This window comes from Pseudarthrobacter sp. alpha12b (genome assembly GCF_054130495.1).
Genome location: NZ_CP196746.1, coordinates 3,042,992 through 3,069,072 on the forward strand (window position 1 = coordinate 3,042,992; position 26,081 = coordinate 3,069,072).

The 26,081-nt window shown below is 64.7% G+C and carries 26 protein-coding genes and 1 pseudogene; 21 read left to right on the forward strand and 6 right to left on the reverse strand.

The window, feature by feature from the left end; translation table 11 throughout:
- Positions 1-5: 5 nt before the first annotated feature.
- Complete coding sequence (gene rsgA / locus ACTAQI_RS14135) at positions 6-1,061, reverse strand: ribosome small subunit-dependent GTPase A (protein WP_457946693.1); 1,056 nt, start codon at positions 1,059-1,061, stop codon at positions 6-8.
- 223 nt (positions 1,062-1,284) lie between these two features.
- On the reverse strand, positions 1,285-2,166 hold the full coding sequence (locus ACTAQI_RS14140; RefSeq protein WP_457946695.1) for a hypothetical protein: 882 nt from the start codon (positions 2,164-2,166) through the stop codon (positions 1,285-1,287).
- Positions 2,167-2,358: 192 nt separating this feature from the next.
- Between ACTAQI_RS14140 and ACTAQI_RS14145 the strand changes: the two genes are divergently transcribed.
- From ACTAQI_RS14145 to bcp, 7 genes are all read left to right on the forward strand, one after another.
- On the forward strand, positions 2,359-3,159 hold the full coding sequence (locus ACTAQI_RS14145; RefSeq protein WP_457946696.1) for a hydroxypyruvate isomerase family protein: 801 nt from the start codon (positions 2,359-2,361) through the stop codon (positions 3,157-3,159).
- A gap of 51 nt (positions 3,160-3,210) precedes the next feature.
- Complete coding sequence (locus ACTAQI_RS14150) at positions 3,211-4,089, forward strand: 2-hydroxy-3-oxopropionate reductase (RefSeq protein ID WP_457946697.1); 879 nt, start codon at positions 3,211-3,213, stop codon at positions 4,087-4,089.
- 169 nt (positions 4,090-4,258) lie between these two features.
- A complete protein-coding gene (gene gcl / locus ACTAQI_RS14155; RefSeq protein WP_457946699.1) occupies positions 4,259-6,049 on the forward strand; it encodes a glyoxylate carboligase in 1,791 nt (596 codons plus the stop codon).
- A 2-nt stretch (positions 6,050-6,051) separates the two neighbouring features.
- Entirely contained in the window at positions 6,052-7,245 is a 1,194-nt protein-coding gene (locus ACTAQI_RS14160; RefSeq protein ID WP_457946700.1) for a glycerate kinase, read from the forward strand.
- Complete coding sequence (allB, locus tag ACTAQI_RS14165) at positions 7,238-8,581, forward strand: allantoinase AllB (RefSeq protein ID WP_457946701.1); 1,344 nt, start codon at positions 7,238-7,240, stop codon at positions 8,579-8,581. The genes ACTAQI_RS14160 and allB overlap by 8 nt, the downstream gene beginning before the upstream one ends.
- A gap of 9 nt (positions 8,582-8,590) precedes the next feature.
- On the forward strand, positions 8,591-9,241 hold the full coding sequence (locus ACTAQI_RS14170) for a winged helix-turn-helix domain-containing protein (protein WP_457946702.1): 651 nt from the start codon (positions 8,591-8,593) through the stop codon (positions 9,239-9,241).
- Between the two features lie 81 nt (positions 9,242-9,322).
- Positions 9,323-9,802: a thioredoxin-dependent thiol peroxidase gene (gene bcp / locus ACTAQI_RS14175; RefSeq protein ID WP_457946703.1), complete on the forward strand. Its 480-nt coding sequence runs from the start codon at positions 9,323-9,325 to the stop codon at positions 9,800-9,802.
- A gap of 54 nt (positions 9,803-9,856) precedes the next feature.
- Here the strand turns inward: bcp and ACTAQI_RS14180 are convergent, their stop codons facing one another.
- Positions 9,857-11,251 carry an MFS transporter gene (locus tag ACTAQI_RS14180; protein WP_457946704.1) on the reverse strand — a complete coding sequence of 465 codons (1,395 nt, stop codon included), beginning with the start codon at positions 11,249-11,251 and terminating at the stop codon, positions 9,857-9,859.
- Positions 11,252-11,321: 70 nt separating this feature from the next.
- On the opposite strand from ACTAQI_RS14180, the gene ACTAQI_RS14185 reads away from it, so the two are divergent.
- Positions 11,322-11,891: an N-acetyltransferase family protein gene (locus ACTAQI_RS14185; protein WP_457946705.1), complete on the forward strand. Its 570-nt coding sequence runs from the start codon at positions 11,322-11,324 to the stop codon at positions 11,889-11,891.
- 12 nt (positions 11,892-11,903) lie between these two features.
- Here ACTAQI_RS14185 and ACTAQI_RS14190 read toward each other — a convergent pair whose 3' ends face one another.
- A complete protein-coding gene (locus tag ACTAQI_RS14190) occupies positions 11,904-12,950 on the reverse strand; it encodes a LacI family DNA-binding transcriptional regulator (protein WP_457951064.1) in 1,047 nt (348 codons plus the stop codon).
- A gap of 312 nt (positions 12,951-13,262) precedes the next feature.
- Here ACTAQI_RS14190 and ACTAQI_RS14195 point away from each other — a divergent pair, with 312 nt between their 5' ends.
- The 5 genes from ACTAQI_RS14195 (at position 13,263) to ACTAQI_RS14215 (ending at position 18,433) form a co-directional block, all read left to right on the forward strand.
- Positions 13,263-14,483 (forward strand): sugar ABC transporter substrate-binding protein, encoded by a 1,221-nt coding sequence (locus ACTAQI_RS14195; RefSeq protein WP_457946706.1) that lies wholly within the window; start codon positions 13,263-13,265, stop codon positions 14,481-14,483.
- Between the two features lie 62 nt (positions 14,484-14,545).
- Positions 14,546-15,505, forward strand: a complete 960-nt coding sequence (locus tag ACTAQI_RS14200) for a carbohydrate ABC transporter permease (protein WP_457946707.1) — start codon at positions 14,546-14,548, stop codon at positions 15,503-15,505.
- Positions 15,506-15,514: 9 nt separating this feature from the next.
- Entirely contained in the window at positions 15,515-16,384 is an 870-nt protein-coding gene (locus tag ACTAQI_RS14205; RefSeq protein ID WP_457946708.1) for a carbohydrate ABC transporter permease, read from the forward strand.
- Between the two features lie 82 nt (positions 16,385-16,466).
- The gene (locus ACTAQI_RS14210; RefSeq protein WP_457946709.1) at positions 16,467-17,255 is read left to right on the forward strand and encodes a ThuA domain-containing protein; all 789 of its coding nucleotides are present in this window, start codon (positions 16,467-16,469) and stop codon (positions 17,253-17,255) included.
- A complete protein-coding gene (locus tag ACTAQI_RS14215) occupies positions 17,252-18,433 on the forward strand; it encodes a Gfo/Idh/MocA family protein (protein ID WP_457946710.1) in 1,182 nt (393 codons plus the stop codon). The genes ACTAQI_RS14210 and ACTAQI_RS14215 overlap by 4 nt, the downstream gene beginning before the upstream one ends.
- A 498-nt stretch (positions 18,434-18,931) precedes the next feature.
- Here the strand turns inward: ACTAQI_RS14215 and ACTAQI_RS14220 are convergent, their stop codons facing one another.
- On the reverse strand, positions 18,932-19,213 hold the full coding sequence (locus ACTAQI_RS14220) for a hypothetical protein (RefSeq protein ID WP_457946711.1): 282 nt from the start codon (positions 19,211-19,213) through the stop codon (positions 18,932-18,934).
- 267 nt (positions 19,214-19,480) lie between these two features.
- On the opposite strand from ACTAQI_RS14220, the gene ACTAQI_RS14225 reads away from it, so the two are divergent.
- From ACTAQI_RS14225 to ACTAQI_RS14260, 8 genes and pseudogenes are all read left to right on the forward strand, one after another.
- Entirely contained in the window at positions 19,481-20,593 is a 1,113-nt protein-coding gene (locus tag ACTAQI_RS14225) for a PP2C family protein-serine/threonine phosphatase (protein ID WP_457946712.1), read from the forward strand.
- Positions 20,590-22,548, forward strand: coding sequence for a glycosyltransferase family 2 protein (locus tag ACTAQI_RS14230; RefSeq protein WP_457946713.1), 1,959 nt, complete (start codon positions 20,590-20,592; stop codon positions 22,546-22,548). Before ACTAQI_RS14225 ends, ACTAQI_RS14230 begins: the two co-directional genes overlap by 4 nt.
- Entirely contained in the window at positions 22,548-22,880 is a 333-nt protein-coding gene (locus ACTAQI_RS14235; protein WP_141945622.1) for an STAS domain-containing protein, read from the forward strand. The genes ACTAQI_RS14230 and ACTAQI_RS14235 overlap by 1 nt, the downstream gene beginning before the upstream one ends.
- Entirely contained in the window at positions 22,873-23,301 is a 429-nt protein-coding gene (locus tag ACTAQI_RS14240; RefSeq protein ID WP_457946714.1) for an ATP-binding protein, read from the forward strand. The genes ACTAQI_RS14235 and ACTAQI_RS14240 overlap by 8 nt, the downstream gene beginning before the upstream one ends.
- A 167-nt stretch (positions 23,302-23,468) precedes the next feature.
- Positions 23,469-23,966 carry a 2-oxo-4-hydroxy-4-carboxy-5-ureidoimidazoline decarboxylase gene (gene uraD / locus ACTAQI_RS14245; protein ID WP_457946715.1) on the forward strand — a complete coding sequence of 166 codons (498 nt, stop codon included), beginning with the start codon at positions 23,469-23,471 and terminating at the stop codon, positions 23,964-23,966.
- A complete protein-coding gene (uraH, locus tag ACTAQI_RS14250; RefSeq protein WP_457946717.1) occupies positions 23,963-24,301 on the forward strand; it encodes a hydroxyisourate hydrolase in 339 nt (112 codons plus the stop codon). The genes uraD and uraH overlap by 4 nt, the downstream gene beginning before the upstream one ends.
- Before the next feature lie 82 nt (positions 24,302-24,383).
- Positions 24,384-25,193, forward strand: a complete 810-nt coding sequence (locus tag ACTAQI_RS14255; RefSeq protein WP_457946719.1) for an IclR family transcriptional regulator — start codon at positions 24,384-24,386, stop codon at positions 25,191-25,193.
- A gap of 245 nt (positions 25,194-25,438) precedes the next feature.
- Positions 25,439-25,693 (forward strand): annotated as a pseudogene (locus ACTAQI_RS14260) (BCCT family transporter); the annotation flags it as partial.
- A gap of 96 nt (positions 25,694-25,789) precedes the next feature.
- Here the strand turns inward: ACTAQI_RS14260 and ACTAQI_RS14265 are convergent.
- On the reverse strand, positions 25,790-26,071 hold the full coding sequence (locus ACTAQI_RS14265; RefSeq protein WP_457946720.1) for a hypothetical protein: 282 nt from the start codon (positions 26,069-26,071) through the stop codon (positions 25,790-25,792).
- Between the last annotated feature and the right edge of the window lie 10 nt (positions 26,072-26,081).

Genomic DNA, 26,081 nt, shown 5'->3' on the forward strand with positions numbered 1-26,081 from the left:
GCCGCCTACCTGCGCTTCCTGCTCATTTTGGTTGCCTGTTTCCACTGCTTCCGCTGTTCGGCCATGGCCGCGGGGTTGTTCCGCCGTTCCTGGAAGGACAGCTCGCGCTGAACAGCCAGCCAGCTCTCCAGCCGCCGCGCAGGAATTTCCCCGTCAGTGATTGCAGCGGCAACTGCGCATCCGGCGATGCCGTCGTGGGTGCAGTCGCCGAACCGGCAGTACCGGGCAACGCCGGCGATGTCCTCGAACGTATCCGCAATTCCGTCCTGGGTAGCGTGCAGTGACAATGACCGGATCCCGGGAATGTCCAGCATGACGCCGCGTGGCCGCATAAAAAATAGGCGCCTCGTGGTGGTGGTGTGGCGGCCCTGCCCATCGCGCCGGACCGCCGCCACCGCCGCGTCAGCTCCGTCAAGGGCGTTGAGAAGCGAGGTCTTTCCAGCCCCTGAAGCGCCGAGCATTGTGGTGGTCCCATGCTGGATCAGGCCGCGCAAGTGGTCCAAGCCGCGCCCGTCGGCGCTGCTGCTCACTACTACCTCAATCCCGGCACTAACCGGCGCCACATAGTCCAGCAGTTCCTCGGGGTCCAAGCATTGGTCAGCCTTCGTCACAACCAATACCGGCTTGGCACCTGAGTCCCATGCCATAACCTGCATGCGTTCCACGGCCCTGAGGCTGGGCCGCGGAACGGCGGCAACAACTATCAGCACAACGTCGATGTTGGCCGCCAGCACCTGTGTCCGGTTGCCGTCCGGATCGGGGCGCTCCACCGCCGTCCTGCGGCTGGCCAAGCCCAGGATTTTTCCGTCCCGGACCGCCGCCCAGTCTCCGGCTACCGGAGTCGCGTCCAAAGCGGAACTGAACGTGACAGTCTCACTGGCCATGTCCCCGTCCGCAAGGAACATCACCTCTGCATATCCCCCATGGACAATGATCACCCGGGCGATCTGGGCGCCTTCATGCGCCAGCGCAAATGAGGAGTCGTCGTCAGGGGTCCAGCCAAGCCGTTCAAGCTGATGTCCATGCGAGGGCAGAGGGAGTTGGGGGAGGTCTTCCGACACGTTTCTTCCTTCGGCCTTTCAGCGGGGCCGGCAGACCGTTGACGGGCGCCGGCCTTCGGACGTAGATCCGATCCTATCGGCACGGTTCGGATACTTGGCTTCAACAATTGAGCGATGGCACCTTCCAGAAAGCAGCAGCCGGCTGGCGGTACCGGCTGCTGGTCCGGGGCAGGAAGGAAGTACCCAGCAACCACGGGCCTGAAGCTCCGGAGGGATATATGTCCTAACCCTTGGCAGCGACGGGCAGCACCAGCAGGTAGCCCGCAGCCAGGCCGCTGCTCCACCGGCGCGGCTCGCGGATCACGAACTGGGTGGCCAGCTGGTCTGGCGTGACCAGTGCATTGGGCGCCGGCGACGGACCCCACTGCCCGCTGCCATACGGATACAGCGGATCGAGGACGCGGATGCCGGTCACGGAGAATTCCGGGAACTGGCGGGGATCGCCCAGCGACTCGAATCCACTCATCACCCAGGCGTGCCGCCCACTCCACATGACCAACCCCACCGGCCGTCCCGTGTCAGCGATAGCCCGGGCAGCCGCCTTCAGGGCCTCGCCATAGTCGGGAATGCTGACCACCCGGTACGGCCCCATACCCGATTCAGTGAGCACCTGCGCCCAGCCAAACGGGTTGGCACCATTGAACGAGTCGGAGGAGCGGGCACGGGCCATCTCCCACAGTTCATTCTGCTGCGTCCGGTCGGCCCAGGTGCCCCCGCCGGTGTCGTCGATGAGGTTGTGGGCCATCTGGATGCTCGCCGCCACGCACCAGTCGAAGGTGTACTGCGGAACGAAGTCCCCCTCCCGGTACAGGTTGAGCGCGAACGGCTGTGGCGCGGCAACGGGAGCCGGTGCTGGAACGGGAGCCGGTGCCTGCTCGGGCGCCTGCGTGGGGACCGCGGTTGCCGGCTCAATGGGAGCCGGCGGCGCAGCAAGTGCCGTACCCGCCGCTGCCGGGCTGGCGCCTGGTGAGCCCGCATCAAGAGTGCCGGCAGTCGACGCGGGAGCGGTTGCGGTTTCCTGCAAGCCCGCCACGGGAACACAGGCCGTGAGGAATCCGGCCAGGGCCAGGAGCCAGGCCAAGAGGCGGAGGCGGGCAGCAGTCATGATCGCTCGGGTCCAATCCTGTAGAGCGGGCTTACCTGATACCAGTGTCCTGCCCACGCCTCCCCTTGACTACCCCGCCCCACCTTCCCTACACTTTTCATAAAGCAGAATCTAAATTCCACAAAGCGGAAACGGTGAGGAAGCCGGACGCAAGGGAAGATAGATCAAAGCCCCTCCTCGGAAGGACCTACGATGACGTACACAGTGAACTGCTCCATCCTCCTCACGGAGCTGCCCCTGCTTGAGCGCCCCGCCGCCGCAAAGGTAGCCGGCTTCGACGCCGTCGAGTTCTGGTGGCCCTTCGACACCTCCGTTCCGGCGGACAGCGAAATCACCAAGTTTGAGAACGCCATCACGGACGCCGGCGTGCAGCTCACCGGCCTGAACTTCAATGCCGGCAACATGCCCGGCGGTGACCGCGGCCTGGTTTCCTGGAAGGGACGCTGCTCCGAATTCAAGGACAACATCGAGGTTGTGGCCGGCATCGGCGAGCGCCTCGGCTGCAAGGCCTTTAACGCCCTCTACGGCAACCGGCAGGACGAATTCACCCCTGAAGAGCAGGACGAGCTCGCCGTCAAGAACCTGGCGGCAGCAGCCGAAGGCGTCGGCCGCATCGGCGGCACCGTCCTCCTCGAACCGGTCAGCGGCGCACCCAAGTACCCGCTCCTCACCGCTGATGACGCACTCAAGGTCATCGCCCGCGTCAAGGCGGAGGCCGGCGTCGGCAACATCAAGCTCCTCGCCGACTTCTACCACTTGTCCGTCAACGGTGATGACGTCGAATCCGTCATCGAAAACCACGCCAAGGACTTCGGCCACATCCAGATCGCCGACAACCCCGGCCGCGGCGCCCCCGGTACCGGTACCCTCCCGCTCGGCGAATGGATCGCCCGCAGCCGCGAACTCGGTTACGGGGGCTACATCGGCCTCGAATACAAGGAACCGCAGGAGACGGCCTTCAGCTGGGCCATCCGCGAGCGCATCGCACGCTGACCACAGAAGCACACCGGCAAGACCACAAAAGACTTCAGAAAGAGAACCATCATGAGCAACGTTGCAGTCATCGGCCTCGGAATCATGGGCCTGCCCATGGCCGTCAACCTGGTCAAGGCCGGCCACACCGTCACCGGCTTCAACCGCAGCCAGGACAAGATCGACAAGCTAGTCTCCGAAGGCGGCAAGGGCGCCTCCAGCATCGCTGACGCCGTGAAGGATGCCGACGTCGTCATCACCATGGTGCCGGACTCCCCGGACGTTGAGGGCGTCGTCAGCGGCAAGGACGGTGTCTTCGCCAACGCCAAGCAGGGCGCCCTGTGGATCGACGCCTCCAGCATCCGGCCCGATGTCGCCGTCCGCCTCGCCGCAGAGGCCAAGGAAGCCGGCATCCGCCCCCTCGACGCACCCGTCTCCGGCGGCGAACAGGGCGCCATCGACGCCGTCCTTTCCATCATGGTTGGTGGCGAAAAGGCAGACTTCGACGACGCCTCGGACGTCCTGAACGCGGTCGGCAAGACCATCGTCCACGTGGGCCCCTCCGGCTCCGGCCAGACGGTCAAGGCCGCCAACCAGCTCATTGTCGCCGTGAACATCGAGGTCCTCGGCGAAGCCATCGCCTTCCTCGAGGCCTACGGTGTGGACACCGACGCAGCCCTCAAGGTCCTCGGCGGCGGCCTGGCCGGCTCCAAGGTCCTGGACCAGAAGGGCCAGAAGATGCTGGACCGCAACTTCGACCCCGGCTTCCGCCTGGCCCTGCACCACAAGGACCTGGGCATCGTGACCTCCGCCGCCCGCGAAGCCAACGTCGCCATCCCGCTGGGCGCCGTCGTCGCACAGCTCGTCGCCGCCACCGTCAACCAGGGTGACGGCGCGCTGGACCACTCAGGACTCTTCAAGCAGGTCCTCCAGCTCAGCGGCCGCAAGTAACTCAGGCAGCAGCTAAACCAGCCGCCCCAAAACGGGGCACATCGACACGGACACGCCGGCCGCCGTCGTCAATTACGACGGCGGCCACCCCCAAAGTGCCCCACGACGGTTCGTGGGGGTACTTCAGCACACCCAAAAACAGACTTCCCAAGCTTGCAAGGAGCACCCCATGAGCAAGATGCGTACCGTTGATGCAGCGGTGGCCATCCTGGAAAAGGAAGGCGCCATCGAGGCGTTCGGCCTGCCAGGCGCCGCCATCAACCCCTTCTACTCCGCAATGCGCGCCCACGGCGGCATCCGCCACACCCTGGCCCGCCACGTTGAAGGTGCCAGCCACATGGCCGACGGCTTCAGCCGTGCCAAGGACGGCAACATCGGCATCTGCATCGGCACCTCCGGCCCCGCCGGCACGGACATGATCACCGGCCTGTACGCCGCCTGGGCAGATTCCATCCCGATGCTCTGCATCACCGGCCAGGCGCCGGTGGCCAAGCTGCACAAAGAAGACTTCCAGGCCGTGGACATCGAGTCCATCGCCAAGCCCGTCACCAAGATGGCCATGACCATCCTGGAGCCCGGCCAGGTTCCCGGCGCCTTCCAGAAGGCCTTCCAGCTGATGCGGTCCGGCCGCCCGGGACCGGTTCTGCTGGACCTGCCCATTGACGTGCAGATGGCCGAGATCGAATTCGACATCGACACCTACGAGCCGCTCCCCGTGGAAAAGCCCAAGGCCTCCCGCAAGCAGCTGGAGAAGGCCCTGGACATGATGCTCGCCGCCAAGCACCCGCTGATCGTGGCCGGCGGCGGCATCATCAACGCGGGCGCCTCCGCGGAACTGGTGGAACTGGCCGAAACCCTCAACGTTCCGGTCATCCCCACCCTGATGGGCTGGGGCACCATCCCGGACGACCACCAGCTGATGGCCGGCATGGTGGGCCTGCAGACCAGCCACCGCTACGGCAACGAGAACTACCTGCAGAGCGACTTCGTGATCGGCATCGGCAACCGCTGGGCCAACCGCCACACCGGTGGCCTGGAAACCTACACCGCCGGCCGGAAGTTCGTGCACATCGACATCGAGCCCACGCAGATCGGCCGCGTGTTCTCGCCGGACCTGGGCATCGCGTCCGACGCCGGTGCGGCGCTGGCCGGGCTGGTTGAGCTCGCCAAGGAGCGCAAGGCGGCCGGGTCCCTGCCGGACTACAGCGCCTGGGTTGCCGAATGCCAGGACCGCAAGGCCTCCCTGCACCGCAAGACCCACTTCGAAAACATCCCCATCAAGCCGCAGCGCGTCTACGAGGAGATGAACAAGTCCTTCGGCCGCGACACCACCTATGTGTCCACCATCGGTCTGTCCCAAATTGCCGGCGCCCAGATGCTGCATGTTTTCGGCCCGCGCAAGTGGATCAACGCCGGCCAGGCAGGACCCCTTGGCTGGACCGCCCCGGCCGCCCTCGGCGTCGCACGGTCCAACCCGGACCAGACGGTGGTGGCCCTCTCCGGCGACTACGACTTCCAGTTCATGATCGAAGAACTGGCCGTGGGCGCGCAGTTCAACCTCCCGTACATCCATGTGGTGGTGAATAACTCCTACCTGGGCCTGATCCGCCAGTCCCAGCGCGGCTTCAACATGGAGCAGAACGTGTCCCTGGCGTTCGAGAACATCAACAGCGCGCACCTGTCCGAGGACACCCGGGGCTACGGCGTGGACCACCTCAAGGTGGCCGAGGGCCTGGGCTGCAAGGCCGTCCGCGTGGAGGACCCCAACGACCTCGCCGCCGCGTTCGACAAGGCCAAGGCCCTGATGGGCGAATTCCAGGTTCCCGTGGTGGTGGAAGTGATCCTGGAAAAGGTCACCAACATCTCCATGGGTGTGGAAATCAACGCCGTGAACGAGTTCGAGGAACTGGCCGAAACCGCCGCGGACGCGCCCACCGCCATCCTGGCCCTGCAGGCATAACCATGCGCGTGGTTATTGCCCCGGACAAGTTCAAAGGTTCGCTGTCAGCCCCGGAGGTGTGCAGCCACCTGGAAAAGGGCCTGCAGCGCGGTGCCGGCGGGAACCTTGAGGTGGTCCGGATTCCGGTGGCCGACGGCGGCGAGGGCACCCTCGATGCCGCCGTCGGCTCCGGCTTCACCCGCCGGACGGCAACGGTCACCGGCCCTACCGGCCAGCCCGTGGAAGCGGACTTCGCCGTCCGCGGGCACGAGGCCGTCATCGAGATGGCCACGGCGTCCGGGCTGGCATTGGTCCCCCGGGTGCAGAACGGCGGCCTCCCTGACTCTGGGGATGCCACCACGGCCACCAGCCTGGGTACCGGCCAGCTCATCCGTTCCGCACTGGACGCGGGCTGCCGCCGGATCGTGCTTGGGGTTGGGGGCAGCGCGAATACCGACGGCGGTGCGGGGCTCCTGCAGGGGCTCGGCGCCAGGCTCCTGGACAGCAGGAACAACGAACTCCCACCTGGCGGGGCCGCGCTGGCGAACCTGCACAGCATCGACTTCACCGATTTCGAGCCCCGCCTGGTGGACACCCGATTCGTGCTGGCGTCCGACGTGGACAACCCGCTGCTCGGCGCCCAGGGCGCCGCGGCGGTTTTCGGTCCGCAAAAGGGCGCCGCATCACAAGACGTCGGCATGCTCGACGCCGCCCTGGCCAGGTTTGTCGAAGTCCTGGCCAGGGAAATCGGATTCCGCGCCGTCAAGGCTGCCGAGGCTCCCGGAGCCGGGGCAGCCGGCGGCGTGGGCTACACCGCCATCGCCGTCCTGGCCGCGACGCGGCGGCCGGGCATCGACGTCGTCCTTGAATTCACGGGACTGGCGGACCGCCTGGGCGGCGCGGACCTGGTGATCACCGGCGAAGGCAGCCTGGACGAGCAGAGCCTGCTGGGCAAGACGCCCATGGGCGTTGCCCGTGCAGCGGCGGCACAGGGTGTCCCGGTCGTCGCTGTCTGCGGACGGACCACCCTTGATGCGGACCAGGCGGCGGCTGCCGGGTTCGAGGACATTTATGCTTTGACGGCACTCGAAACCGATGTAAACAGGTGCATAGCAGAGGCAGGGCCACTGCTGGAGCAGCTGGGCACCCAAATCAGTGCGGGGCTGGCGGCCAACAGGCCTGCCGCCGCAAGTACCAAGGAGGACCTCCGTGTCTGAAGAACGTTTTGACCTCGTCATCCGGGGCCAGCGCATCCTGACCACCGCCGGCATCGCCCCCCGCGAGGTGGGCGTGCGCAACGGCAAGATCGTGGCCATCGAGCCGCTGGGCAACGGCCTGGCCGGCACCGAGGTCATTGAACTCGCCGACGACGAGACCCTGCTGCCCGGCCTTGTGGACACCCACGTCCACGTCAACGAGCCCGGCCGCACCGAGTGGGAAGGCTTCGCCTCCGCCACCCGCGCAGCCGCAGCCGGCGGCGTGACCACCATCATCGACATGCCGCTGAACTCCGTCCCGCCCACCACCACAGTGGAAAACCTCAAGCTCAAGCGCGAGGTGGCGGAGGACCAGGCCTTCATCGACGTCGGGTTCTGGGGCGGCGCCATCCCCGGCAACAAGGCAGACCTGCGCCCCCTCCATGACGAGGGCGTCTTCGGCTTCAAGTGCTTCCTCCTGCACTCCGGCGTGGATGAGTTCCCGCACCTGGACGCGGACGAGATGGAAGAGGACATGGCTGAGCTGAAGTCCTTCGATTCGCTCATGATCGTCCACGCAGAGGACTCGCACGCCATCGACCGCGCCCCCCACCCCGGTGGCGACCACTACTCCACCTTCCTGGCCTCCCGCCCCCGCGGCGCCGAGAACAAGGCCATCGCCGAGGTCATCGAACGGGCCCGCTGGACCGGTGCCCGTGCGCACATCCTGCACCTGTCGTCGTCGGACGCGCTGCCCATGATTGCCAGTGCAAAGCGCGACGGCGTGAAGCTCACCGTGGAGACGTGCCCGCACTACCTCACCCTGATGGCGGAGGAAATCCCGGACGGCGCCACCGCCTACAAGTGCTGCCCGCCCATCCGCGAGGCCTCCAACCGGGAACTGCTGTGGCAGGGCCTGCAGGACGGCACCATCGACTGCATCGTCTCGGACCACTCCCCCTCAACGCTGGACCTCAAGGACCTGGAGAACGGCGACTTCGCGGTGGCCTGGGGTGGCGTCTCGTCACTGCAACTGGGCCTGTCCCTGATCTGGAGCGAAGCCCGGCACCGCGGCATTCCGCTGGAGCAGGTGGTGTCCTGGATGGCGGAGAAGCCCGCCGGCCTGGCCCGCCTGACCAACAAGGGGCAGCTGGCCCTTGGCTACGACGCCGACTTCGCCGTCTTCGCCCCGGACGAGGCGTTCGTGGTGGACGTGTCCAAGCTCAAGCACAAGAACCCCATCACGCCATACGACGGCAAGACCCTCTCAGGCGTGGTCCGCAAGACTTTCCTCCGCGGCGCCGCAGTGGACGGCCAGACCCCCACGGGCAGGCTGATCCGCCGCGGCGGCGTATAAGGACGCGCCATGGCAGTGGAAGCCCACCATCCACGGGCGGCGGCGAGATTTGTTTCACACAAGGCCGCTGCCCGCGGTCTCGCCGTGTGGGTTGTTCCCGAGGAAGGGACCAGCCCCGAAGTCCTGCGCCACGCCGCCCAAATGGTCCTAGCCAGGGCCCTCGAAACTGCTCCGGAGGCGGAAGTCCATTGGCCTGCCGCCGGAGCCCCCACGTCCGGGGTCTCCGCCAATGCGGAAGGAGCCGCAGCCGACTCCTCTCGCGTTCCTTCCACGGCGGAGGACCCCGGCGCAACCGCGGCCGACGGCGGCACCCGCCTGCCGCCGTCGGCCGGCCCCGTCAGCAGGGTCGCCGTGGACCTCGCCGCCGACTCCGTCCTGCTGGACGGCAGGCCGGTGGCGCTGACCGGCGTCGAATACAAGGTGCTGCGCTACCTGGTGACGCACCTGTCCCGCACCGTAGGCCGCGAGGAACTGCAGGAGTTCCTGGAATCGCTGGATTTCCCCGGCGCCACCGCCCGTTCCATCGACGTTTACGTGGGCAGGATCCGCAAGAAACTGGGCAATGCCCGCCATGCCGTGGCCACCGTGCGCGGCGGCGGGTACCAGTTTGTGCCGGGTCCGCACGCAGCCGTTCGTGGCCCCGCGGAATACTGCATATGACGCGCTGGTTTGTATCACTAAGCGGCAACCCGCTTCACTAGATGTTTGGCCATCACTGACCGAGTCTTACAAAGGAACGCCATGAGCCCCACCCTGACCACCAAGCTTCAGCCCGGCACCCCGGCTCCTGAGTTCACCCTCCGGGACGCCCAGGGCCGCGAGACCTCCTTGGCCGATTACCGTGGCAAGAACGTCATTGTCTACTTCTACCCGAAGGCCGCCACCCCTGGCTGCACCACCGAAGCCTGCGACTTCCGCGACAGCCTTGCATCCCTGCAGGGCAAGGGCTACGAGGTCGTCGGCATCTCCCCGGATGCCCAGGAAGCCCTGGCCGGTTTCAGCGGCGACTTCTCCCTGACCTTCCCGCTGCTCTCCGACCCCGACCACGCCGTGGCCCTGGCCTACGGCGCCTGGGGCGAAAAGCTGGTTCACGGCGAAATCCACGAAGGCATCGTCCGCTCCACGGTTGTGGTGGACCCCGAAGGAAACGTCACCCTGGCCCAGTACCAGGTGCAGGCCGACGGCCACGTCGCCAGCCTCAAGGAAGCCCTGGGACTCTAAGACTTCCCCGCCTGTTCCCGGCGCCCCGGCACTTCCTGCCGGGGCGCCGGGCGTTTAACCGGCCGCCTTCGCGTCAACCGCAACCCGCGCATATGAAGCTGACACGCGGCGGTAGACCGGAGTCAGGAAGGCCAGCAGCGCGGCCGCGATCATGATGATCCCGGCCACCAGGAACACCAAGGCGATTCCGCGGGAGGTGCCCTCACCCAGCAGCGGTGCCAGGAGGGCGGTGCCGTCCGCGGACCGGGCGTAAGGGATGATCCAGAACTGCGCGATGGGGGCGATGAGGAACGCCGTGACAGGTGCGGCGGCGGACTCGAATGCCATGGCGAAGCCAAAGACGCGGCCCTGCCGTTCCAGCGGCACCACCCGCTGGATAACGGTTTGTTCGGCCGCCTCCACGAACGGGACCAGCACCAGGTACAACCAGATTCCAAGGATGTAGAGCCACGCCCACTCCCGCAGGGTGAAGACCGAGCCGAGCACCCCCATGGCCGCCACCGCTATCAGCAGGGTGCGCAACGGGTTGGCGCCGAGCCCGAACTTGCCGATCAGGGCACCGCCGAGGATGAAGCCCGTGGATCCAAGCGCAAAGACGGCACCCCACATCTCCACGGAGAACATCTCCAGCCCGTACGGATCCATCAGTGCCATGTAGACGCCGCCGATGAAGTTGTTGAACGTGGAAAACAGGATCAGCGCGAACAGCCCCGAGATGGCCAGTACGGCCGTGAACGAGCCCCGGAGGTCGAACGCGCCGTGGGCGTCCGTTGCCGCCACGCGAACTTCCTCAGGCATGCGGAGGGTCAGCAGGTGCGCGAAGGCCGCGGCCGTGAGCACCAGCGCGACGACGATGGTCCAGCCCATGCCCAGCAACCCGACCGACAGCCCGGACAACAGGGAGGTGACGATGAACATCAGCCCCTGCACCATCCCCACCAGGCCATTGGCGTGGGCGCGCCGGTCCGGCTCGATGAGAATGGTGACGGTGGTGGACAGCGCGATGTTCCGCATGTTCTCCACCACGGCGCCGACGAGGATCACCAGGGTGAAGACCCAGAACCACGGGCCCGCGAGGTCCAGCAGGGACGTGGCCGGCGTCAGCAGGAACATCACCCCGGACAGCACGAACATCACCAGGGTGAAGCCGGCAGCGAAGCGCATCACCGCCAGCTTGCGGCATCGGTCCACGAACGTGCCAAAGCTGACACTGGACAGGGCAATCAGCAGCATGTAGGCGCCACCCACCACCCCGGTGGCGATCACGTTCCGCGTCTCCAGGTACAACCAGAACGTCAGCGCGAACCACAGATAGCTGGTGGTGATGTTGGCCAGGGCAGTGTTGACCAGGATTCCGGCGAAGGTGCGGGCGCGCTCTGCCGGCGTTCGCAGGGAGGCGGCGGCGGTATCCGGATCCGCGGCAGCACTGCCCGGTTCCTGCTGGGTCATGCGTCCCAGTGTAGTGAGGGCGCTTCCCTTTTTGTCCCCCCGGTTTCGGCAGGAGTGACAGGATAGTGCCATGGCCATCGAGATACGTCCGGCAACAGTGTTCGAGGACGTGAAGACACTGGTGGGGCCCAAACGGCCGGACGCCACGGTCTGCTGGTGCCTGAGCTACCGCATTCCCTCGAAACAGAACCTGTCTTTGCGGGGGGAGGAGCGCGGGGAGTTGGTCAGGGAGTTGGTGGCGCAGGACCCGCCGCCCGGCGTTGTGGCGTACGACGGCGGCGAAGCGGTTGGGTGGGCAGCGGTCCACCCGCGTGCCGACACCAGTTTTGCCCGCAACCGGAAGATCCCGCACGTGGACAAACAGGACGCCTGGTCGGTCTGGTGCCTCCGTGTCCGTCCGGGCCACCGGGGCAAGGGGATCTCGCACCACCTGCTGGCCGGCGCCGTCGCCATGGCCAGGTCCTATGGGGCGCCCGCGATCGAGGGCTATCCCGTGGACAACGCCGGCAGCAAAGTAGACCTCACCATGGCCTACGTGGGCACCCGCAAACTTTTCGAGGACGCAGGCTTCACCAAGGCGGCGGACACAACCTCGGTGCTGAACGGCTTCCCCCGGGTGTTGATGCGGCTGGAGCTTTAAAGAAGGCCTCGCCTATCCCAGTTCCCCCTGAGCATCAGCGTCTTGCAAGTTCCAGTTCCGGGCAGGGCCCGTCGACTGTCCCTCTTCGAACGAGCACTTCACCAAAGCGTGCTGCATAGGCGCGCCCCGCTGCTCGAGTTGATCAATGAGCGTTTCCACTCCCATCCTGCCAAGCTCGGTACTGGGAAGGCTCATCACGGTAAGCCTCGGGTCCGTCGTCTCGGCAACGGCGGGCGACGCACCGATCAACAGAACCGATACATCAGTGGGAACCTCCAGGCCGTGTTTCAACAGCCCGTTGATCAAACCAAAGGATGCATTGTCATTCATCAGTATGATCGCGGTGGTATCCGGAGCGGCGGCGAGCAGGTGTTCAACAGCGGCCTGTCCCGAAATCGGCGAGTTCTCGCAGGAAATTTGTGCAGCGCTGTATCCGCGCCGCTGCATTTCTGCAGCGAAGGTTTCCCTGGTCCGGACCAAGGGACCGTACCCGGTGAGCGCGTACTCAACGTCGGCGCTGTCCACGAGGCAAAATGAGCGGTGGCCCAATCCTTCGAGATACGACACTGCCTCGACCACGGCATTTTCGAAGTCGACGTCGACGTACGGCACACTCCCCGACTGCCGGACCCGCCCAATCAGGGCAAACGGCATCGTGGAGTTTTGAAGGCACTTCACCCGGGGGTCGTCCAACTGCACTTCCATGAGCAGGACACCGTCAATGAACCCGCTCGATATGAGTTCCTCTACCTGCTCCGCCTCGTTGCTGATCGGCCACAGGACCAGGTTGTAGCCAAGCTCGCGGGCCCTCTGCGTCGCGCTGGTAAAGAACTTGACGGCAGTCTCAGTGAGCCGCCGCTGCAGCGCCGGGTACAGCAACGCAATGATTCGCGTCCGTTTACTCGCCAAGGCGCGGCCCAGGGCATTGCGGCGATAGTCGAGTTGGCGCATGGCATCCTCGACGCGGGCCTTGGTGGCAGGCGTCACCGGCTTGCTGCCATTGATCACGAAGGACACCGTCGCGACGGAGACGTTAGCCAGCCTCGCAACGTCTCTCATCGTTGGCACGGGTGCCCCTCCTCTGGTCTACCGGGGTTGGCTACCCCTTCAGTAAACCGGTTAAATTTTTCCTTGACAAGCCTTATTTCGGGCATGCAGAGTTGTTCCCAACAAACCCCTTCACCCTGAGGGAGTCAAACAGCAGCGGTGGTTAAGCGGTTAAATATCGATGCCGCCATCCTCGACAGCATCGGGTCTCTACCCTGGACCCGATTGCCCGGGCACGCACACGCAACCCCCGTTCCCCAGCACGGCTGCGCGAAAAGTCAAGCCGGCTTCAGTGGCACCACATAAGCAAAGGAGCTTTTGAACATGAAAACCAAAGGGAGAATTACGGCCGCTTTGGCGATGGCAGCGGTCCTGCCCCTGACGTTCACCGCCTGTTCAGGCGGGACTTCGAGCGCCGGCGGGGACGTAAAGACGCTCACGGTACTGGACAGCTACAACAACGAACCGGACAAGAGCATTCTTCAGGACTCCATCGACAAATGCGCCGCCGCTGTTGGGGTGACAATCGAACGCACCACCGTACCCGGCAAGGACAGAATGCAGACTGTGCTCCAGCGGTCGTCTTCCAAGACACTGCCTGATGTGCTGATGCTCGACAACCCGGAAGTTAAGGACGTCGCAGCCACCGGCGCCCTCGCTCCCCTGGGGGACTTCAATGTGGATACCTCACCCTTCGCCGGCAACAGCCTCGATGCCGTCACGCAGGACGGACAGGTCTACGGTCTACCCCTTCCGGCCGACACGTTGGGGCTTTTCTACAACAAGGAGGTCCTCGCGGCTGCCGGGGTGCAGCCGCCCAAAACATGGGACGAGCTTAAAGCTGCCGCTGCCAAGCTGACCAGCGGCGACCGGTACGGATTGGCGCTTTCGGCAGCAGCCACCTACGAAGGTTCGTGGCAGTTTCTGCCCTTCATGTGGACGAATGGCGGAGACGAGACGAAGCTGGACTCACCTGAGGTGAAGGAAGCCCTTCAGCTTTACGTCGATCTTGTCAACAGCGGCTCTGTGTCCAAGAGCATCGTCAACTGGACCCAGGCTGACGTTAAAGACCAGTTTGTGGCAGGCAAGGCGGCCATGATGATCAACGGGCCGTGGCAGATTCCCGCACTTGCCAAAGCACCCCAGGTGCAGTGGGACTCGGTCCAGATCCCGGTGAACAAGCCGGGCCAGACCGCCACCGCCCCGTTGGGGGGCATGGTGTGGACTGTGCCCCGGACCGGCGATGAAGCCAAGGAGAAAAAGGCAGCAGAGTTCGTGGCATGCACCGGCAGCGAAGACAGCCAGATGTCGCTGGGCAAGGCACGCAACACGGTACCCGTACGCGCCGGCCTGCAAGAGAAATACATCCAGCAGGTCCCGGCCATGAAGGCGTTTACCGAGCAGGTTGAAAATGCCAGGGCACGGACGGGAAAGCTCGGTACGGAGTGGCCGAAAGCGGCCACCACCATCTACACCGCGGTTCAACTTGCACTGACAGGCGGCGCGTCTGTCGATGAAGCATTCGCGCGGGCAGCAGCGGGCTAAGCCGTGACAGCGTGCTGGCCGGGTTGTTTTCGATTGCTGAGCCGGAAGGGCCGGTAAAACATATGCCAACCATTGAGCGTTCGCCGCTTCAGGCACCAGAAGTATCAAGCGTCGGGAACAAGAAGGCTGGCCGGAGGCGGTTCTCAGAGGAGAACATCTCCAAGGTTCTCTTCGTGGTTCCGGCCGGGATTTACCTGGCCCTGTTCTTTGGCTACCCGGTGCTGAAGAACGTCAGCATGAGTTTCCAGGCCTACACAACCAAGACTTTCTTCACGGGGGCTGCCCCCTGGGTGGGCCTGGATAACTACACCACGGTCCTTCAAAGCAACCTGTTCACGCCGGCACTGGTTAACACCGCGCTGTTCACGGTGGGATCGATTGCCGGCCAGTTCGTCATCGGCCTGGCATTGGCCTCATTCTTCAGGCGCCGCTTCCGCCTAAGTAACTTTCTGCGGTCGATGCTTCTCCTGCCATGGCTGCTGCCGCTCATCGTGGGCAGCGCCACCTGGCGTTCAATCCTCGACCAGGACAGCGGCATCCTCAACCGGTTCCTCGAGGCAACGGGGCTGATCCATGACCCGATACCGTGGCTTACAAGCCCGGCGGTCGCCCTCTCGGCAGTGGTCCTCGTCAATATCTGGGTCGGGATCCCCTTCAACGTCACCATCCTGTATGGGGGCCTGCAGGACATTCCGGAGGAGTTGTACGAGGCGGCGGCGCTTGATGGGGCCACCGGATGGAAAGCATTCCGCCATATCACCTGGCCCAACCTGAGGCCTGTCGTCAGCGTTGTTCTTGTCCTGGGCGTGGTGTACACCCTCAAAGTTCTGGACATCATTTTGGGCCTGACCAACGGCGGACCCGCAAACGCTACCCAAACGCTGGCCGTCCGCTCATACCAAACGTCCTTTGTCGACTTCCAATTCGGTGTTGGCGCCGCCTACAGCAATATCCTCATTCTCATTTCCCTGCTGTTCGCAATCATCTACCTCCGCGCCAATCGGCGAGCAGTTGACGAATAAGGGGTACCAGTGACAACCACAGCACCAGCCAAGCTTCGTCCTTCTATACGCGGGACTTCACCGGGCCCCGGCCGGGCCATGCATCAGAACCTCTTCACGGGGCTGGGGATCCTGTTCCTGGCCATCATGCTCTTTCCGGTCTACTGGATGATCAACGCCTCACTCCAGCCGTCCGGGAATACCCTCACGGCTGATCTCTTTCCGTCGAATCCCAGCTTTGCCGGCTACGAAACGGCTATCTCCCAGCAGGGGAAGAACCTGCTGACCAGCCTCATCGTTTCGGCGGGAACAGTGTTCTTCAGCCTGGCCATTGCAGCACCCGCGGCCTACGCCTTGGCACAGTTCCGGTTCAAATGGATCAACATCGCGCTCCTGGCCATCCTCGTGTCCCAGATGATCCCCGGGATCGTGATAGCCAACGCGCTGTACACCGCTTACAACGACCTGAAAATGCTCAACACTATTCCGGGGCTGATCCTCGCCGACTCGACGCACGCCATCCCTTTCGCCATCCTCATTTTGCGCGCTTTCATGATCGGCATTCCCCCTTCCCTGGTTGAAGCTGCGCGGGTGGATGGCGCGGGATTGGTAAGGGCATTCGTTTCGATCGTTCTTCCCATCAGCCGCAACTCGCTCATTACGGCAGGGTTGTTCTCCTTCCTGTTCTCCTGGAGCGATTTCCTGTTTGCACTCACCCTCACCACCAAGCAGGATGTCCGTCCGGTGACCCTTGGCATTTACCAGTACCTGGGCTCGGAGGTATCAAACTGGAGCGCCGTGATGGCCACCGCCGTACTCTCCTCGCTGCCAGCCATCGTCCTGCTCCTGATAGCCCAGAAGTACATAGCCGCCGGGGCAACAGGCGGCGCCGTCAAGTGAGCGCCTCGCCCTCCAACCCGTTCTTCGTCAATAAACCTCAAGCCACTTCCCCCTTTAAAAGTGCACAACAGTTAGGAATGCAATGTCGGAGCTCGAATCCCCAGCAGGACCAGTCAGGGTCGTTGTCTGGGGAGAAAACCGTCACGAACAGCTGCAGCCGGAGGTAGCCAAGATCTACCCCGAAGGCATGCATAACGCCATCCGCCAGGGAATCGAAGAGAACCTGGGCCATAAGGCCCAGGTGACCACGGTAACTCTCGACGACCCGGAGCATGGCTTAACGGAAGAAGTCCTTTCAGCAACAGATGTACTGGTGTGGTGGGGTCACGCCGCGCACGCAGAAGTCGCGGACGAAGTGGTGGACCGCGTCCATTCGCACATCCTGGCCGGGATGGGCCTCATTGTTCTGCACTCGGGGCACTGGTCGAAGATTTTCGGGAAACTCATGGGCACCAGCTGCACGCTTCGCTGGCGCTCCGAGCGGGACCGCGAAATCGTTTGGACGGTGGATCCAACCCACCCCATCGCACAAGGCGTCCCCCACCCGTTCATCATTCCCGAGCAGGAAATGTACGGTGAGTTCTTTGATATCCCGGCCCCTGATGAGCTGATTTTCCTCAGCTCATTCTCGGGGGGCGAGGTGTTCCGCAGCGGCTGCACATTCAAGCGCGGGTTCGGGAAGATCTTCTTCTTCAGCCCCGGTGACCAGGACTACCCCGTCTATCACCACAAGGACGTCCGCCGGGTCATCGCCAACGGTGTTGGGTGGGCAAGGACTGACCGGCCGGAACGGACCAGCCCGGTCCTTCTGCGCTACGAAACAGAAGACTTCTACAACGGGCACGGCTACAAGGGAGCGATGCACAGTTGAGATCCTTCGAAACACTCAAGGAAGACAATTCACCCATCCGCGTGGTTCTCATCGGCGCCGGGCTGATGGGCAGAAAGTGGATATCCGTCCTGACGGCATCCCCTGACGTTCACCTGGTGGGCCTGGTTGACATCAATCTGGAAGGGGCCAAAGAAGCACTGCGCGAAGCAGGCCTTGAAGGTGTGGCTACGGGGACAAGCCTGACGGAAGTAGCAGCCGCGACGTCGGCACAGGCTGTTGTTAATGCGACTGTTCCCGTGGCGCACCACGCTACCAACGTCGAGGCCCTGCTGGCTGGCCTGCCTGTTCTCTGTGAAAAACCCCTGGCCCCAACCGTCAGCCAGGGGCTGTCCCTGGCAGCCACGGCTGAGGTGAGCGGGCAACTGCTCATGATCAGCCAGTCCCGGCGCTACTACCGGAACCTCGCACACCTCAGGCAGCAGCTTCCATTGCTCGGTGATGTCGGGATCGTAACAACAGAGTTCTTCAAGGCACCCCATTTCGGGGGTTTCCGGGAAGAAATGGACCACGTGCTGCTCGTCGATATGGCCATCCATGCCTTCGACGTTGCCCGCTACCTGCTGGACCAGGAACCCACGTCTGTCTACTGCGAGGAGTACAACCCGAGCTGGAGCTGGTATGCCGGGGACGCGGCCACTACAGCCCTGTTCGAATTCAACGGCGGAGCACGCTACATGTTCACGGGAAGCTGGTGCAGCCCGGGCCTGGAAACATCCTGGAACGGCAACTGGCGAATCAGCGGAGCGCGCGGCACCGCAAGCTGGGACGGTGAGGGCCCAGCCCTTCTGGAGCTTCCAGGCCAGCCCCAACCGGCCGATAAGGGCGGGCAGCCGGGGAGCCGCCAGGATGCCGAGGAAATCGCCGGCTCACTTGCAGAGTTCGTCAATGCTCTCCGGACAGGCGCTACCCCTGCCAGCGAGGTGCATTCGAACGTGCTCAGCCTGTGCATGGTGGAAGCCGCAGTACTGTCAGCCGAAAAGAAGGAACGCATCGATATCGAGCACGTCCTGGCCTCGGCCTATGAAAATGCCCTCAACGAGGAGACCATCCCGGCCGTCAAGGCAACACTGCGCGCGTGGGGTTCCCCGTCAGCGTTGCTTGCCGATGCCGCCGGCAAGGGATCCCTGGCAACAGCCACCGGCAGCCCTGCACGCTAGCCTCAGCGGCGTCACCCACCTCGTTAGTTCGGACTTGCCCCGAGTTGCACGGCAGCGGTCAATCCAAGCAACAGGAAAGCGAAACTGGACGTCGTCGCGTTCAGCCAATCTGCGCCAGTCGGTATCAGTGTCTGCCCAACTCTGGCTTCGACTTCGAGGATATGAACGTGCTTCACTTCTACGGCGGAAGCGACGGTAGGCAACAGTCGGTTTACGCCGGATCATCGTCACGGAGCCGGAGCACCCGTACGTCGGGCGTTGGTGGGCGTGGAAACAAGCGCGGGGGCGGAATCGCGGTGGGAGCGCGTCTGACGCGCGCTTCCCCCAGATCTACTTCCGGCGCCAGTACTTGCCCCAATCGACTTCCATGGCCCACAGCGCCAGGAGCAACGCGTCCATGGTCATCAGCCCTGCCAAAAGGTACGCCCAACCTGCCAAAGAACCCACCGCAATCTCCTGACTATCCCCCAGCCAATCGATTGCTGCTAAGTGTGGCACCTAAAGCGCCGCTACGGAATGCCCTCCACCCGCAGTCTTGAAAAGGACTTCGAACCTGTGGTGCGCCTCGGTCTCCAGCTTGAGCCGCCGGGTCAGTCTCTCCACGTGCCGGGACATCTCCTCCCCCACCGGAAGCCGGTCTCCCGGCCAACTTGATACCTCCCGGGATTCGGCGAGCGCGTGCTCCAGGTCCCTGGCCGCTGCCCGCACCTTTCGTGAGTGGAAGTAGAGGCGGAGCAATGCTTTGGCTTTGTCCGTCCCATGCCTTTTAACCTGTTCCATCTGGCTTCCCCGCCTTCCGCATGCCGTATAGCTTCCGCGCGGTTCGTCGTCGGACCCTGATTCCTGGAAGCTGCTGCGTTCCTTCGAGTGTGACCGGCGTTCCTCAACGTCCTGGCAAGCAGATGCAAAGATTGCCGCAAGATCTGCTGTGTGGCGGGAGTCTCCTGGACGCATAGACAGGGCGGGCGGAACTTCTGTCAGCGAAGTCACCGAAAACTGTGAAGCCTAAGACATGCCCTGTGCGCCTTAATACGGTAGAAGTAGAGCATGGTCTCTCCCCCCGAATCCCGCCGTGCGGTGGTCATCGAAGATGACCCGGACATCCGCGGACTGCTGGTCCGCGTCCTGGTCAAGCAAGGCTTCGACGTCACCCAGGCCGGCGCGGGCCTGCCGGGCGTGGAGGAGGTCCGCCGCACCAAGCCGGACCTGGTGACGCTGGACCTGAACCTGCCGGACCTTGACGGGCTGGAGGTGTGCAAGCTTCTGCGGGAGTTCTCGGACGCGTTCATCGTCATGCTCACCGCGCGTGCGGATGAACTCGACAAGCTGACCGGCCTGGACAACGGCGCCGACGAATACATCAGCAAACCCTTCAGCCCGCGGGAACTGCAGTCCAGGATCAATGCCCTGTTCCGGCGCCGGCCCTCCGCCGCGGCGGAATCGGCTGCCCGGGGCGAGCTGGAACGCGCAACGGAGGTGCAGCAAAGCCTCCTGCCCAAAGAGGATATCCGGGTTGAGGGTTACGACGTCGCCGGCCTCTTCCGCCCGTCCCGCAGCGTGGGCGGGGACTTCTACGACTGGTACCAGACGCCGGAAGGTCTCCACCTCACCTTTGCCGATGCCATGGGCAAGGGCATGGGCGCGGCGCTGATCGCGGCAACAGTCCGCGCAGTGATGCGCTCCACCGGCCTGCGGCAGGACCTCGACTCCGGGTTCGCCGCCGCAAGCAAGGCGATCGCCGCGGACCTGGACTCCTCCAATTCCTTTGTCACCCTGTTCCACGCCCGCTTGGACGCGGCGTCCGGCAAGGTCAGCTATGTCGACGCCGGGCACGGCCTCGCGCTGCACGTCCAGCCAAGCGGCCCGGCAGACCGCCTCCCCTCCGCCGGACCGCCGGTGGGCGCGTGGCCAGGGACGCAGTGGCCGCAGGCGGACCTGGAGCTGGCCCCTGGCGATTCGCTGGTGGTGGTCAGCGACGGCGTACTGGATGTGTTCGAGTCAGTGGAGGACTTCACCGGCGCCGTACAGCAGGCAACGCAGTCGGCAGGTTCGGCGCAGGAAGCCAGCAACGCCATCCTGGCCCTGGCCCCGGCAGAGTCCGCCGAAGATGACGTCACGGTGGTTGTGGTCCGCCGCCTGCCCCAGGAGCTGGCCGCATGACCCGCTTCTGGACCCGCGTGGTGGTGGTCCTGACCGTCCTGACCGGCCTGAACTACATCGCCTGGCGCTGGGCCGCCTCCCTCAACTGGGACGCGTGGTGGATCGCCCTGCCCCTGGTGGCGGCAGAAACCTACAGCCTCATCGACGTCATGCTCTTCGGCATGACCGTGTGGAAACTGAAGATCCGGGAGGGCGCCCCTGAACCGCCTCACGATGCAACCGTGGACGTCTTCATCACCACCTACAACGAAGACCTGGACATGGTCCTCACCACGGCGCTGGCGGCGCAGAAGATCCGGCACCCGCACAGCACGTGGATCCTCGACGACGGCGCGCGGCCCGAGCTCAAGGCACTGTGCGAACAGCACGGCCTGGGCTACGTCACCCGGAGCGAGGACTGGACCAAGGACCTCCCCCGCCATGCCAAGGCCGGCAACCTGAACAACGCCCTCATGGTCACCCACGGCGAATTCCTGCTGATCCTGGACGCGGACCAGATCCCGGAGCCGGACATCCTGGAAAAGACCCTGGGCTACTTCAACAACCGCCGCGTGGCCCTGGTCCAGACGCCCCAATACTTCAGCAACGTCCCCGCCTCCGATCCGCTTGGGAGCCAGGCGCCGCTGTTCTATGGTCCCATCCAGCAGGGCAAGGACGGCTGGAACGCAGCCTTCTTCTGCGGCTCCAACGCGATCCTGCGCCGTGAGGCCCTGATGCAGCTGGGCCTGGTGGGGTACGTCAAGGAAACCGAGAAGAGCATCCGCCGCGCGCTGGCCGCATCCCGGGCAGCAATCAAGCAGGCCCGGAAGTCAGCGGATGTGGAGTCACCCCTGGTGGCGGAGGTCCTTGACGAGGTGGAGGCAGCCACCCGCCAGGCCCAGGAGGAAGTGGACGCCGGCCGGCCCCTCAGCGAGGTCACCTACCGGGTCCGCCGCCGCGTGGACGCCGCCGTGCAGACCCTGGTGATGGCCGACGTCGAAGCCCTCCAGGCGGACTTGGAAGAGATCGCTGCCATGGAACTGGCCCACGTGGGCGAGTCCGGCGTCCCGGTTGTGGCAGACGACGCCGTCCAGCGCATGTCCGCCCGCGACTGGTCGCCGCTGGGCGCCCTGGAGTCCGTCCAGGCCGTCCTGGATGCACTCACCGTGGAACGCAGCAACGAGGCCCAACCGGTCATGCCGCTGGCCACCATTTCCGTCACGGAGGACATGGCCACCGCCATGCGCATGCACGCGATGGGCTGGGAAAGCGTCTACCACCACGAGATCCTGGCCTACGGCCTGGCGCCGGAGGACCTGAAGACCATGCTCACCCAGCGCCTCCGCTGGGCGCAGGGCACCATCCAGGTCCTGCTCCGCGAGAACCCACTGGTCCAGAAAGGCCTCAAGCTCGGCCAGCGCCTCATGTACTTCGCCACCATGTGGACCTACCTCAGCGGGTTCGCCGCGGTCATCTACTTCGCGGCACCCATCATCTACCTGCTGCTGGGCATCCTGCCGGTCAGCAGCCTGAGCTGGGACTTCTTCATCCGCTTCATCCCGTTCATGGTGGTCAACCAACTCTTGTTCGCCGTGGCCGGCCGCGGCATCCCCACCTGGCGCGGCCAGCAGTACAGCCTGGCGCTGTTCCCCACGTGGATCAAGGCATGCACGACGGCGGCCCGCAACGTATGGTTCGGCCGTCCCCTCGGGTTTGCCGTCACCCCCAAGGCGCGCCAAAGCGGCGGACCCAGCTGGAGCCTCATCCGGCCCCAGATCGTGGTGTCCATCCTGCTGGCCGTCGCCGCCGTCGTCGGAATTATCCGCCTGGCCACCGGTCTGGCGGAACCGCTGGGCACCCTGGTCAATGTCGTCTGGGTGGTCTTTGACTTGGTGGTCATGAGCATCCTGGTCCGCGCCGTGCTCTACAAGGGGTACGAACCGGCCGCAGAACCTGCAAACAGAGAGGAATCCTGATGGAGTTCAGTTACGAGGTCAAAGATTCGTACGCGGAGGTCAAGGCGGACGGGCGGCTGAACATGGTCTCCGCGCCCAAGCTGCGCGAATTCGTCACGGACGTCATCGCCGGCGGGTCCAACCGGATCGTGGTCAACCTGGAAAACACGGCCTTCATGGACTCCTCCGGGCTGGGCGCACTGATCGGCTGCCTCAAGGCCGCCCGCCAGGCCGGCGGCGACCTGCGCATCGCCGCCGTGCAGCCGCAGGTGAACATGGTCCTGAAGCTGACCAGCATGGACAAGGTCCTCACCGCCTACCCCACGGCCGAGGAGGCGTTCAGCAATGACTGAGGTCCTGGCCTCGCGCAGCTTCCGCGGACCGGCTGCCGAAGACGCGATCGAAGCGGTCCACAACGATCTGGACAGCCTCTGGCTGGACGTCCCGTTCGTCAATGACATGGACCAGATGACGTTCACCACCGCGGTGATCGAGTCCGCGTCCAACATCGTCCAGCACGCGCAGCCTGCCGGGGAACGCGAGGTGGAGTTGGGCGTCGAAACAACCGTGCAACCTGCGCTGCTGCAGGCCCGGGTCAGCGCTTACCACGCCAAGCCGCCGTTTGGCCCCATGGAGCCTGCCGTTCCTGGCGAAGACGCCGAGTCGGGGCGCGGCCTGGCGCTGATCGAGGCACTGGTGACCACCGTGACCTTCGAACGCCAGGACGGCACCAACACCTGGGTCCTGTCACGGACGTCATCGCAGGACCAGTGAGCCCGCATTGCTTGACAGTGCCACGGGTCTACTCTTGAATATTACGTATGCTGAAATAACAGTTCCATGATGCGGAAGCCTGCGTAGCATTCGCAGGTGCCGGACAGTCTGGCATCCGCATAGCCGTCACCATGGATGCCAGCATGACCCCAAGGATTACGACCAGCATGAAGCTTGCCGAATTCAACAGCGCGGATCCCGCCGCCGCCCAGGCCACCCTCCGGCCGTGCATCGACATCAGCCGCTGGGTGGAGGCGGTGGCCGGAGCCCGGCCCTTCGCCGGCCGCAATGAGCTCTTGGAGTTCGCCGCCCAGGCCGCCATCCCGTTCACACCGGCCGAGGTGGAATCCGCCATGGCCCACCACCCCAGGATCGGGGAACGCCCGACGGCGGCCAGCACCGAGGCGTCCATGTCCCGTTCCGAGCAGGCCGGGGTGGACCCGGCAGATACTGCTGTCGCCGACGCCCTGGCACGCGGGAACCGGGAGTACGAGGAGAAGTTCGGCCGCGTCTTCCTGATCCGGGCAGCCGGACGCAGCGCGCAGGACATCCTGGCGGCGCTGAACCAGCGGCTCACCAACTCCCCCGAAGAAGAAGACAGCATCGTGGCCCAGCAGCTGCGCGAAATCGCCGTACTCCGGCTTGAAGGACTGATCAGCGAATGAGCGTCTCCCATGTGACCACCCACATCCTTGACACCGGTGCCGGTCGCCCGGCGGCGGGTGTCGCCGTCGTCCTTTCAAGGAACGACGCCGGCACCTGGCGTGCGCTGGCAACTTCCAGCACCGACGCCGATGGCCGGGCCAAGGACTTGGGACCGGAGCAGCTGGAACCCGGAAACTACAAACTGAACTTCGCCACGGGCGCCTACTACGCGGGCCTGCAGACGCAGACATTTTTCCCGGAAGTGGACCTCGTCTTCGAAGTCACCGGCCCCGAGCACTACCATGTGCCCCTGCTCCTGAGCCCGTTCGCGTACTCCACCTACCGCGGCAGCTAGCGGGCCCTCCCGGACTGCCGCAGCCCAGCCGGCCTGCCCCAATGTCACGGCCATCACATTAACCGGCATAGGATCAGGAAGTATGGCTTCGAATAAAGACACTGAATCCGATACCGAGGCGGAAGGCGGACAGTCCGGCGGCGTGCAGTCCGTGGAGCGGGCCCTGACCGTCCTGGAGATCCTGGCACGGGAGGGACACGCGGGCGTAAGCGAAATAGCCGAGGAAATGGGGATCCACAAGTCCACCGTGTCCCGGCTGATGGGTTCGCTGGTCACCCGCGAGATGGTCCATCAAAACAGTGAACGAGGCAAGTACCAGCTCGGTTTTGGAATTCTTCGCCTGGCCAGCTCCATTCCTGGCCGCCTGAGCCTGGTCCGCGAGGCGAGGCCCGTCCTGGAGAGCCTCGCGGAAGAGTTCAAGGAAACCGTCAACCTGGCTGTCCTGCGCTCCAACTACGCCGTGAACGTGGACCAGGCCATGGGCCCGTCCACCCTGGCCACCTACGACTGGGTGGGAAGCCTGACCCCGCTGCACGCGACGTCCAGCGGCAAGGTCCTCCTGGCGGCGCTGGAGGCTGACGACCGGGACCGTATTTTGAAGGAGACGGGCCTGACTGCCCGCACCGCACGCACCATCACCTCCCGCAAGGAGCTGGACGCACAGCTGCTCGAGGTAGCGGCCAAGGGGTACGCGGTGGTGCGGGAGGAGTTCGAGATCGGCCTGAATGCCGTGGCAGTGCCCGTCTACAACCACCAAGGCGTCGTGATCGGTGCCCTCAGCATTTCGGGGCCGGCATTCCGGTTCGACCCGGAGCAGATCCCGGGCCTGCTGGAAACCCTCAAGGACGCGGGACTCAAAGTCAGCGCCAACATGGGTTACACACAACGCTGAAAGCCCTCAGAGTTAACACGGCAATGACCCCGGGTCCGTTGGGACCCGGGGTCATTGCCGTGTTAATGGCGGCCTGCCCCTCTCCGCCCGCCTGAAGAATCCCCTTTCGCCGTGCACGGCGCCCTTGACTTTGCAAGTGACGTACAGCACTCTTGTTGCTTAGCGCGAACTCTGTTGATCTTTGCGGAACACCTCCCCCATGGGACTCAAGGCCGTGACCCCGCTGGCGACCGGCCAGGCGGCAATTCCTCCCCGGATTGCTGTTGCTCTGTTTTGCCATCACCAAGGACCTGCGCAGGGACCCTCTTTCCCTGCGCCGCCGGCTGGCGGACTCTGTGGTGGAGCGGGCTATCCGGACCGGCGTCGAGCAGCACCGGGGTGTCCAGTTTGAGCTTGTGACAAAGCATGAATGTGCCGAGGGCTGCGCCCAGGGCGCAAACTGCACCGGCGCAGGTTCGGACGTGGAAGAGCCGGAGCCGGAAAAGGCAGCCATGCGGTAGCAATATGGAACGGATGGAGCCCCGGCGCATGAAGCGGCGGGGCTCCATGATTATTGCCTGCATCGGGAACTGCAACTCCCAGGGCGCCAGGGAGGGCTAAACCCAGATTTGGTAGCCGGATGACTTGTCGAAGATGCGCCGGGTGCTGATGCCCTCGGCGGCTATCCAGAGCACCGAGCCGTCCTCCGCAGCCTGGTCCACCACCCCGCTGGCCACGCGCTCCCCCTTCAACCACACTTCGACGCTCCTGCCGGGCAGGCGCGCCCAGTCGGCCCGGAGCGCTTGAGCCTTTTTCGACGCGCCGCCGCCCTCCCCATCTTGGTCGAGGTCGAGGTCGGTGGCCCCGCGTCGGGCTTCAAGGGTTGCCTGGGAATTCACTGGTCACTCC